Origin of the sequence: Streptomyces sp. NPDC060198 (assembly GCF_042728415.1) — a bacterium.
Classification (GTDB): domain Bacteria; phylum Actinomycetota; class Actinomycetes; order Streptomycetales; family Streptomycetaceae; genus Streptomyces.
In genome coordinates this window covers 5,467-15,148 of record NZ_JBHWZJ010000170.1, presented here as the reverse complement: position 1 = coordinate 15,148, position 9,682 = coordinate 5,467, and the positions used below count along the sequence as shown (strand labels likewise).

Genomic DNA, 9,682 nt, shown 5'->3' with positions numbered 1-9,682 from the left:
CCCCTCACCGGGGGCGGGTCCTGGCGTTTCCCGCCACCGGGCCAGCCATTAGCATCGTGCGATGACGCTCCCACGCCTCGTCGCCACCGACCTCGACGGCACGCTCCTGCGACGTGACGGCACCCCCTCCGCCCGTACCCTGCGTGCGCTGCGGACCGCGCGGGACGCCGGCGCGGAGATCGTCGTGGTGACCGCCCGGCCGCCCCGGTACCTCGACCGGCTCGCGGAGTCGACCGGGCTGACCGGCACGGCGGTGTGCAGCAACGGCGCGCTCGTCTACGACCTCTCCAGCCGCACGGTCACCGCCTCCCGGCCGCTGGCCCTGCCCACCGCACGGCTCGTCGCCGACCGCTTCGCGGCGGAACTGCCGGAGATCTCCTTCGGGGTCGAGGCGGGCGACCAGGTCTTCTTCGAGCCGTCCTTCCTGCTGCGCTTCTCCGGCGACGACGAAGGGGCGTCCGTCGTCCCGTCCCGTGAAGGACTCTGGGCCACCGGCCGGCCCGTCACCAAGCTGCTCGCCTGGTCGGACCGGGCCGAGGCCGACGTCCTGCTCGCGACGATCGAGCGGGCGGCGCCCGGACTCGCCCAGTACACGCACTCGGGCGGGCGCGGGCTGCTGGAGATCAGCGCTCCCGGGGTCACCAAGGCGGGCACCCTGGCGATGCTCTGCGCGGAGCGCTCGCTCACCGCCGCCGACGTCGTCGCCTTCGGCGACATGCCCAACGACCTGGCCGTCCTGCGTTGGGCCGGAGCCGGCTACGCCATGGCCAACGCCCACCCCGACGTCCTCGCCGCAGCCTCGCACCGCACGCTCTCGCACGAGGAGGACGGGGTCGCCGCCGTCCTGGAGCGGCTGTACGGGCCGTCCGGCGCGGGGGAGGGATTCACGGTCACGCCGGTCGTCACGGCGGCCCCGGTCCTTCCCGCGGTCCGCACGGGCGACGACCAGGACGGCGTGCCCGTCACCGCCTGACGTGCACGCGGCGAAGGCGCGACGCGCCCGCGACGATGCCGCGCCCGTGGGGACGATGCCGCGCCCGGCGGGGACGGCGAGGCCCCCGTGTCACGCGCGTACCAGGGTGCTGACAACGCCCCGTGCCCGCCCGTGAGGACGGCGAAAACACCCGTGACCCCCGCGCAACGGACAGGCAACCTCCCTCCCGCACGCTGGTGACAGGACGGTACGGACCCTCGCCGCCCCGGCGAACACCCCGCCGTCCCCGCCGTCGCCTCCCGGAACGGAACCCGCAGGCCCATGCAGCGCACCCGGCAGTCAGCCCGCCCCGTCCCCCACACCTTCGGCGACAGCGCACGCCCCCCTGCCCTGGTCGCCGTGGCGCACGGCAGCCGGGACCCGCGAGCGTTCCGGACCGTGACGCGACTCCTCGAACGGGTACGGGAGACGAGGCCCGGCCTCGACGTGCGCCTCGGCCACATCGAGCTGAACGAACCGCTGCTGCCGCAGACGCTCGCCGGGCTCCCGGGCGGCTCCGCCGTCCTCGTACCGCTGCTGCTCGGCCGGGGCTACCACGTCAAGCACGACCTGCCCGCCCTCGCCGCCTCCGCACCCGCCGTCCGTACCCGGATCGCCGCCCCGCTCGGCCCCCACCCGCTGCTGGTGGAGGCGTTGTACGGGCGGCTCCTGGAAGCCGGGTGGCCGGCGGGACGGCGGCCGGGCGGGAGCGGGGACGCCGTGGTGCTGGCCTCCGCCGGTTCCCGCGACCCCGAGTCCGCCGCCGACACCCGGCGTACCGCCCGCCTGCTCTCCGAGCGGCTCGGCGGGGTGCCGGTGGTGGCCGCGTACACCTCCGCAGCCACGCCCACCGTGCCCGACGCGGTCCGCGCGCTCGCCGCCCGTGGATACCACCGCACCGCCGTGGCCTCGTACTTCACCGCCCCCGGCCGCTTCGCGACGGCGGCGGCCGACGCGGCCCCGGGCCTCGCGGCGGCGCCGCTCGGCGACCACCCGGCCATGGTCCGGCTGCTGTTGCACCGCTACGACCACGCGCGCGCGGAAGCGGCTCCGGCGGAAGGCGGCCGACCGGCCGGCGAACCGCTCCTCGCGATCGCCTGACACCCTCCGGGGTTCGCGGTCCTGCGGCACACGCACGGACCGCCCTCCGTGTCGATCACCGGGGGGTGGGACGCACTTCCGGCCGAAGCGTCACCGGCCGGGACGCACGCACTCCGGCCCCCGGGTACGGCCGGAGTTCAAACTCCCCGTTTCTGGCGCGTTCGGCACCCGGACACACATTCACCACCCCCACGTGCACATCCGCATCCCGGAGCATGGCGCCCGCCACTGGTTCGACGAAAGGTGTGACGACATGGCGGACTGGGTGAAGGTCGCGGGCGGCCTCTCGGCAATCTCCGCGGGGTCCAGGACTACGGTGTGGGGTGTGAACGCGCTGAGCGCGATCTACCGGTACACCAATTACGACGGCAACCCCTGGATCAACATCCCGGGCGCGCTGAGCGACATCGGCGCCGCCTCGGACGGCACGGTGTGGGGTGTCAACTCGGGCAACCAGATCTACCGCTACACCGGGGACCAGTCCACGGTGAACTGGGTGGGCATCAACGGCAGTCTGGTCCGCATCGACGCGGGCTCCCGGACGAACGTGTGGGGGGTGGACTCCGCGGGCGGCATCTACCGGTACACCAACCACGACGCCAACCCGTGGCTCAACATCCCGGGGTCGCTGAGCGACATCGGCGCGGCGGCGGACGGCACCGTGTGGGGCGTCAACAGCGCCAACCGGATCTACCGGTACACCGGGGACCAGGACCCCTCGGACCCGTGGGCGGACGTCGCGGGCAGCCTCAAGCGGATCGCGGTGGGCTCCCGGACGAACGTGTGGGGCGTGGACCCGGCCGGCAGCATCTACCGGTACACCAACAACGACGCGAGCGGCACCAACCCCTGGGTCAAGATCCCCGGTACCGCCACCGACGTCGCCGCCGGGGCCGACGGCACCGCGTGGCACGTCAACAGCGCCGGCGACATCTTCCGCTACACCGGCGACCAGCCGAGCTGATCCCCCCGCCGTGCGGGTCCCGGCCCTGCCCCCCGACGGGGCCGGGACCCGCTCGGAGACGGCACCACCACCCCCGGACGAAGGATCCGCGGAGGAAGGATCCGCGGACGAAGAATCCCCCCATCCGTCCCGGCCCGTTGTCCGAGACGGTCGTTATGGTCGTCACCATGGACGGGACACACGGGATCGGTACGCACGGGGCACACCACCACGGGACACGACACACCGACAGCACGGACCGGGACGTGAGGGACGACAAGGGCCCGGGTGGACCCGGCAGGGTCGCGCCGACGCCTTCGACGCCGCACCCCACGGCACCCGCCGCCGACCCGACCCCGGGCTACACCTCCTCCGACACCGCACGCTGGGACACCGAGGCCGACAAACGCCCCGGCCGTACCGCCTTCCAGCGCGACCGCGCCCGGGTACTGCACTCCGCCGCGCTGCGCAGGCTGGCCGGAAAGACGCAGGTCGTCACCCCCGGCACCCGGGGCGCCGCCTGGGACGCCAGCCCGCGCACCCGGCTCACCCACTCCCTGGAGTGCGCGCAGGTCGGCCGGGAGCTGGGGGCGACCCTCGGATGCGACCCGGACCTGGTGGAGACGGCGTGCCTCGCGCACGACATGGGCCACCCACCCTTCGGACACAACGGCGAGCAGGCGCTCAACGAGTTCGCCGCCGACTGCGGAGGTTTTGAGGGCAACGCCCAGTCGCTGCGGCTGCTGACCCGGCTGGAGCCGAAGCGGTTCGTCCGGGACCCGCGCACCGGTGAACCCGCCAGCGTCGGCCTCAACCTCTCCCGGGCCGCCCTCGACGCCGCCACCAAGTACCCCTGGCCGCGCGGCGGCCGGCCCGCCGACCCGGATTCGGCCAAGTTCGGGGTGTACGAGGACGACCTGCCGGTCTTCGCGTGGGCCCGCGAGGGCACCCCGCCCGGCCGCACCTGCTTCGAGGCGCAGGTGATGGACTGGTCCGACGACGTCGCGTACTCCGTCCACGACTTCGAGGACGGCCTGCACGCGGGCCACTTCGTCCCCGCCGTTCTGCACGACCCGTCCGAGCGGGAGGCGATCTGGGCGGCGGCCATCGGCCGGTACGTCCCGGCGGACACCGATCCGCAGGAGCTGGCGGAGGCGCTGGACCGGCTCACCGGCCAGGAGTGGTGGCCGCACGCGTACGACGGCTCCGCCGTGGCCCAGGCCCGGCTGAAGGACGCCACCAGCCAGCTCATCGGCCGGTTCTGCCAGGCGGCCGAGACCGCGACCCGCGAGGTCCACGGCCCCGGCCGGCTCACCCGGTACGGCGCCGAGCTGGTCGTCCCCCGCGAGGTCGTCGCCGAATGCGCGGTGCTCAAGGCGGTCGCCGTCCGGTACGTCATGCAGCGCACCGAACAGGCGGTGATCCGTGCCGATCAGCGCGTCGTCATCGCCGAACTCGCCGCGGCGCTCACCGCCCGGGCACCCGAGGGCCTGGAACCCCAGTTCCGCGCCCTGTACGAGACCGCGCCCGACGACCGCGCCCGCAAGCGCGTCCTGGTGGACCAGATCGCCGCCCTCACCGACGCCTCGGCCCGTTCGCTGCACCTGTACCTCGCCTGAGGCCTCTCGTCCGGGATCCGCCGGGCCCGCGCGTCCCGATCCCCGATCCCGCCCGATCCGGACGAAACCTCCCGGCCCGCTCCTGACGCGCCGTGATCCCCCGGGGACACCGCCCCGGGGCGGATGATGTGCTGGCACACAGCCGGGCACGCAACCATGGGACACGCGCCGGGAGGGGCACACCCCCTTCCGCCCTCACCCTCCGTGCGGGAGGCTCGCAGGGTGAGGGCGTCGCGCAGTACGCACTGAGGAGGCAGCAAGTGGTGGACGCACACAGGACGTTCGTCATCGTCGGCGCAGGACTGGCCGGCGCGAAAGCGGCCGAGGAGCTCCGCTCGCAGGGGTTCGACGGCCGGGTGATCCTGATCGGCGACGAGCTCGACCACCCCTACGAGCGGCCACCGCTCTCGAAGGGGTACCTCGCCGGAAAGGCCGAACGCGACAGCGTGTTCGTCCAGGAGAAGGCGTGGTACGCGGGCGCCGACGTGGAGCTCCATCTCGGTCAGCCGGTCACCTCCGTCGACCGGTACGCCCGTTCCGTCCAGCTCGGCGACAACACCGTCATCCACTACGACAAGTTGCTCCTCGCCACCGGCTCCGAACCGCGCCGCCTGCCCGTTCCGGGCACCGGCCTGGTCGGCGTCCACCACCTGCGCCGCCTCGCCCACGCCGACCGGCTGCGCGGTGTCCTCTCCGCCCTGGGCCGGGACAACGGCCACCTGGTGATCGCCGGGGCCGGCTGGATCGGCCTGGAGGTCGCGGCGGCGGCCCGCGGCTACGGAGCCGAGGTCACCGTCGTGGAGCCCGAGCCGACTCCGCTGCACGGTGTCGTCGGCCCCGAGCTGGGCCAGATCTTCACCGACCTGCACAGTGACCACGGTGTCCGCTTCCACTTCGGCGCCCGCCTCACCGAGATCGTCGGCCAGGACGGTGTGGTGCTCGCCGCGCGCACCGACGACGGCGAGGAGCACCCGGCCCACCACGTGCTCGCCGCGATCGGCGCCGCCCCGCGCACCGCCCTCGCCGAGGCCGCCGGGCTGGAGCTCGCCGACCGGGCGCACGGCGGCGGCATCGCGGTGGACGCCTCGCTGCGCACCTCCGACCCGCACATCTACGCCGCCGGGGACGTCGCCTCGGTCGAGCACCCGCTCTTCGGCACCCGGCTGCGCGTCGAGCACTGGGCCAACGCGCTGAACGGCGGACCGGCCGCCGCCCGCGCGATGCTCGGGCAGCAGGTGACCCACGACCGGGTGCCGTACTTCTTCTCCGACCAGTACGACCTGGGCCTCGAATACTCGGGGTGGGCGCCGCCCGGCAGCTACGACCAGGTCGTCATCCGGGGCGACGCGCGCAAGCGCGAGTTCCTCGCCTTCTGGCTGCGCGACCGCCGGGTGCTGGCCGGGATGAACGTCAATGTGTGGGACGTCACGGAGACCGTCCAGGCCCTGGTCGCCGCCCGCGCCCAGCACGACCCGAACGCCCTGGCGGACCCCTCGGTGCCCCTCGAATCCCTGCTCTGACCGTTCCGCACGCCGGGGACCCGTCCCGTACACGAGGAAGCGCCGGCCTCTTTGTGTACGGGACATGCCACCGGCAACCCTCCGGCGCACATGCGCGCCTCCGTACCGCCCCAGTGCCCCGGCGTACGCCGTGAGGACCTCGCCGCCCCGGCCAGGCGGGTAAGCCCTCGCGCCCCCGTAGACTTCATGCGTGGCTGGCAGGATCAATGACGACGACGTGAAGGCGGTACGGGACGCGGTCCCGATCGACTCCGTCGTGTCCGAATACCTCCAGCTCAAGAACGCGGGCGGCGGAAACCTCAAGGGACTCTGCCCCTTCCACGACGAGAAGTCCCCCTCCTTCCAGGTCAGCCCCTCCAAGGGCCTGTTCCACTGCTTCGGCTGCCAGGAGGGCGGTGACACCCTCGCGTTCGTGATGAAGATCGACCACCTCACCTTCTCCGAGACGGTCGAGCGCCTCGCCGCGAAGGCGGGCATCACCCTGCGCTACGAGGAGGGCGGCTACAACCCCTCCCACCAGCGCGGCGAACGCATCCGGCTGATCGAGGCCCACCAGGCCGCCGCGAAGTTCTACGTCGAGCAGCTCGACGGGCCCGAGGCCGAGATCGGCCGCGCGTTCCTCGCCGAACGCGGCTTCGACCAGGCCGCCGCCGCGCACTTCGGCGTCGGCTACAGCCCCGCCGGCTGGGACCACCTCACCCGCTACCTGCGCGGCAAGGGCTTCAGCGACAAGGAACTCATCACCTCCGGCCTCTCCCAGGACGGCCGGCGCGGCCCGATCGACCGGTTCCGGGGCCGGCTGATGTGGCCCATCAGCGACACCGCCGGAGAGATCGTCGGCTTCGGCGCGCGCAAGCTGCGCGACGACGACAACGGCCCGAAGTACCTGAACACCCCCGAGACCCCCGTCTACAAGAAGTCGCAGGTCCTCTACGGCATCGACCTGGCCAAGAAGGACATCGCCAAGGCCAGCCGTGCCGTCGTGGTCGAGGGCTACACCGACGTCATGGCCTGCCACCTGGCCGGCGTCACCACCGCCATCGCCACCTGTGGCACCGCCTTCGGCAACGACCACATCAAGATCCTGCGCCGCCTCCTGATGGACAACGGCAGCGCCCGCGTGATCTTCACCTTCGACGGCGACTCGGCCGGCCAGAAGGCCGCCCTGCGCGCGTTCGAGGACGACCAGAAGTTCGCCGCCGAGACCTACATCGCCATCGCGCCGGACAACATGGACCCCTGCGACCTGCGCCTGGTCAAGGGCGACGACGCCGTCCGCGACCTGGTGGAACCCCGCACCCCGCTCTTCGAGTTCGCGCTGCGCCAGATCGTCGCCCGCTACGACCTGGAGACCCCGGCCGGCCGTGCCGCCGCCCTGGACGAGGCCGCGCCCGTCGTCGCGAAGATCAAGACGAGCAGCGTGCAGCGCGAGGTGGCCGTCCAGCTCGCCGGCCTCGTCGGCATCCTCGACCAGGAGTACGTCGTCCACCGCGTCCACCAGCTCGCCCAGTGGGCGCGCGGCCGGGGCGGCGACACCGGCAGGTCCGGGAGCAAGCAGGGCCGCCCCGGCGCCCGGCACCAGGACGTGGCGCCCGTCTCCATCGCGCCCTCCGGCCCCGCGCTCAACCTCCGCAGCCCGGCCCACCGCACCGAACGCGAACTCCTCAAGCTGGCCCTCCAGAAGCCCGCCCTGGTCTCGCCCGCCTTCGACGCGTACGGCTCCGACGAGTTCACCGCCCCGCCCTACGCGGCCGTGCGCGAGTGCATCGCCGAGGCCGGGGGCGCCGAACAGGGCGTCGCCGAACCCCGCGACTACCTGGCCGCCGTCCTGGAAGCGACCCCGCACGACTCCGTCCGCAAACTCGTCACCGAGCTGGCCGTCGAGGTCTTCCACGGCAAGTCCATCGACGAGACCTACGCGGGCATGCAGCTCGTCCAGGTCCGGCTGCGCGCCGTGGACCGCCGGATCGCCGACGTGAACAGCAGCCTCGCCCGCCTCGGCTCCCAGGTCGCCCCCGACCACCTCGCCGCCGCGCAGAACGAGGTCTGGGTCCTCCAGCAGTACGCCCAGGCGCTCCGCAGCCACGGCACCGACGCGCTCTGACGCCTCCCCCGCCCGGGTCCCGCAAGGGCCCGTACCGGCTCCTCCCGTGCCCCGTACCGGCTCCTCCCGTGCCCCGTACCGACTCCGCCGGGGTACCGAAAAAGTCACCGCACGCCCCTCGTGGCGGCGTTGTGTCGTACGCCACACTGGACAGCGGTGCCTGAACCACCGGAGCGCGTCGGCCCACCGAGGGCGGACCCCCGTCACCGCGTTCCGGCAGCGATCACCTGGAGGTCGCCCCCGTGCAGACCCGGACCGTGACGAGTACGACGGACGATGTCCCCCCACGCACCCCCGCGTACGCCCCCGCGATTCCCCCGCAGAGCAGGGCCGCGCACCACCCGGAGAGCGGGGCCCGGCCGCCCGCGCCCCCTGCCGGCATGCTGGAGGAGCAGGACGACGAGGGGCTCGCCCCCGAGCCGCCCCCGAGCCGGACCACCGAGCACACCGGGGCCGGATCGGACCTCCTGCGCCAGTACCTCCGGGAGATCGGACGCGTCCCGCTGCTGACCGCGGTCGAGGAAGTGGAGCTGGCCCGCCGTGTCGAAGCCGGACTCTTCGCCGAGGAACGCCTCGCCGCCTCGCCCGACCCCGACTCCCGGCTGGGCCACGACCTGGACCGGATCGTCGTCCTCGGCCGCACCGCCAAACGCCGCCTCATCGAGGCCAACCTCCGGCTCGTCGTCTCCGTCGCCAAACGCTACGTCGGACGCGGTCTCACCCTGCTCGACCTGGTGCAGGAGGGGAACCTCGGGCTCATCCGGGCCGTCGAGAAGTTCGACTACGCCCGGGGCTACAAGTTCTCCACCTACGCGACCTGGTGGATCCGCCAGGCCATGTCCCGCGCCCTCGCGGACCAGGCCCGCACCATCCGCGTCCCGGTCCACGTCGTCGAGCAGATCAACCGCGTGGTGCGGGTACGCCGCCGGCTGCTCCAGGAACGCGGCTACGAACCCGCCGCCGAGGAGGTCGGCGCCGAACTCGACCTCACCGCGGAACGCGTTCGCGAGGTCCTGCGGCTCGCCCAGGAGCCCGTCTCGCTGCACGCCCCCGTCGGCGAGGAGGAGGACGTCTGCTTCGGCGACCTCATCGAGGACGGCGACGCGGCCTCACCCGCCGAGTCGGCGTCCTTCCTGCTGCTGCGCGAACACCTGGAAGCGGTGCTCTCCACCCTCGGCGAACGCGAACGCCGGGTCGTCCGGCTCCGTTACGGGCTGGACGACGGACGCTCCCGCACCCTGGAGGAGATCGGCACGCTCTTCGGCGTGACCCGGGAACGCATCCGCCAGATCGAGGCCAAGACCCTCGCCAGGCTCCGCGGCCACGCCTACGCCGAACAGCTCCGCGGCTACCTGGACTGACCGGGGCCGGACCCGGACACGCCCGAGGGCGCCCCCGGACGGCGGCGAAGCCCTCCAGGAG

7 protein-coding genes are annotated in these 9,682 nt (G+C 73.4%); all 7 read left to right on the top strand.

The annotated features are described in order from the left end of the window. The first annotated feature begins 61 nt into the window (after nucleotides 1-61). The gene (locus tag ACFWEP_RS20655; RefSeq protein WP_387371738.1) at nucleotides 62-973 is read left to right on the top strand and encodes an HAD family hydrolase; all 912 of its coding nucleotides are present in this window, start codon (nucleotides 62-64) and stop codon (nucleotides 971-973) included. Between the two features lie 282 nt (nucleotides 974-1,255). Then, a complete protein-coding gene (locus ACFWEP_RS20650) occupies nucleotides 1,256-2,074 on the top strand; it encodes a sirohydrochlorin chelatase (RefSeq protein ID WP_387371737.1) in 819 nt (272 codons plus the stop codon). Between the two features lie 253 nt (nucleotides 2,075-2,327). Continuing rightward, nucleotides 2,328-3,038 carry a tectonin domain-containing protein gene (locus ACFWEP_RS20645; RefSeq protein WP_387371736.1) on the top strand — a complete coding sequence of 237 codons (711 nt, stop codon included), beginning with the start codon at nucleotides 2,328-2,330 and terminating at the stop codon, nucleotides 3,036-3,038. A gap of 167 nt (nucleotides 3,039-3,205) precedes the next feature. Continuing rightward, nucleotides 3,206-4,636, top strand: coding sequence for a deoxyguanosinetriphosphate triphosphohydrolase (locus ACFWEP_RS20640; RefSeq protein ID WP_387371735.1), 1,431 nt, complete (start codon nucleotides 3,206-3,208; stop codon nucleotides 4,634-4,636). Between the two features lie 260 nt (nucleotides 4,637-4,896). Then, on the top strand, nucleotides 4,897-6,156 hold the full coding sequence (locus ACFWEP_RS20635) for an NAD(P)/FAD-dependent oxidoreductase (RefSeq protein ID WP_387371734.1): 1,260 nt from the start codon (nucleotides 4,897-4,899) through the stop codon (nucleotides 6,154-6,156). 190 nt (nucleotides 6,157-6,346) lie between these two features. Then, nucleotides 6,347-8,260 (top strand): DNA primase, encoded by a 1,914-nt coding sequence (gene dnaG / locus ACFWEP_RS20630; protein ID WP_387371733.1) that lies wholly within the window; start codon nucleotides 6,347-6,349, stop codon nucleotides 8,258-8,260. Nucleotides 8,261-8,571: 311 nt separating this feature from the next. Then, the gene (locus ACFWEP_RS20625) at nucleotides 8,572-9,621 is read left to right on the top strand and encodes an RNA polymerase sigma factor (RefSeq protein ID WP_387371739.1); all 1,050 of its coding nucleotides are present in this window, start codon (nucleotides 8,572-8,574) and stop codon (nucleotides 9,619-9,621) included. Nucleotides 9,622-9,682 lie beyond the last annotated feature (61 nt).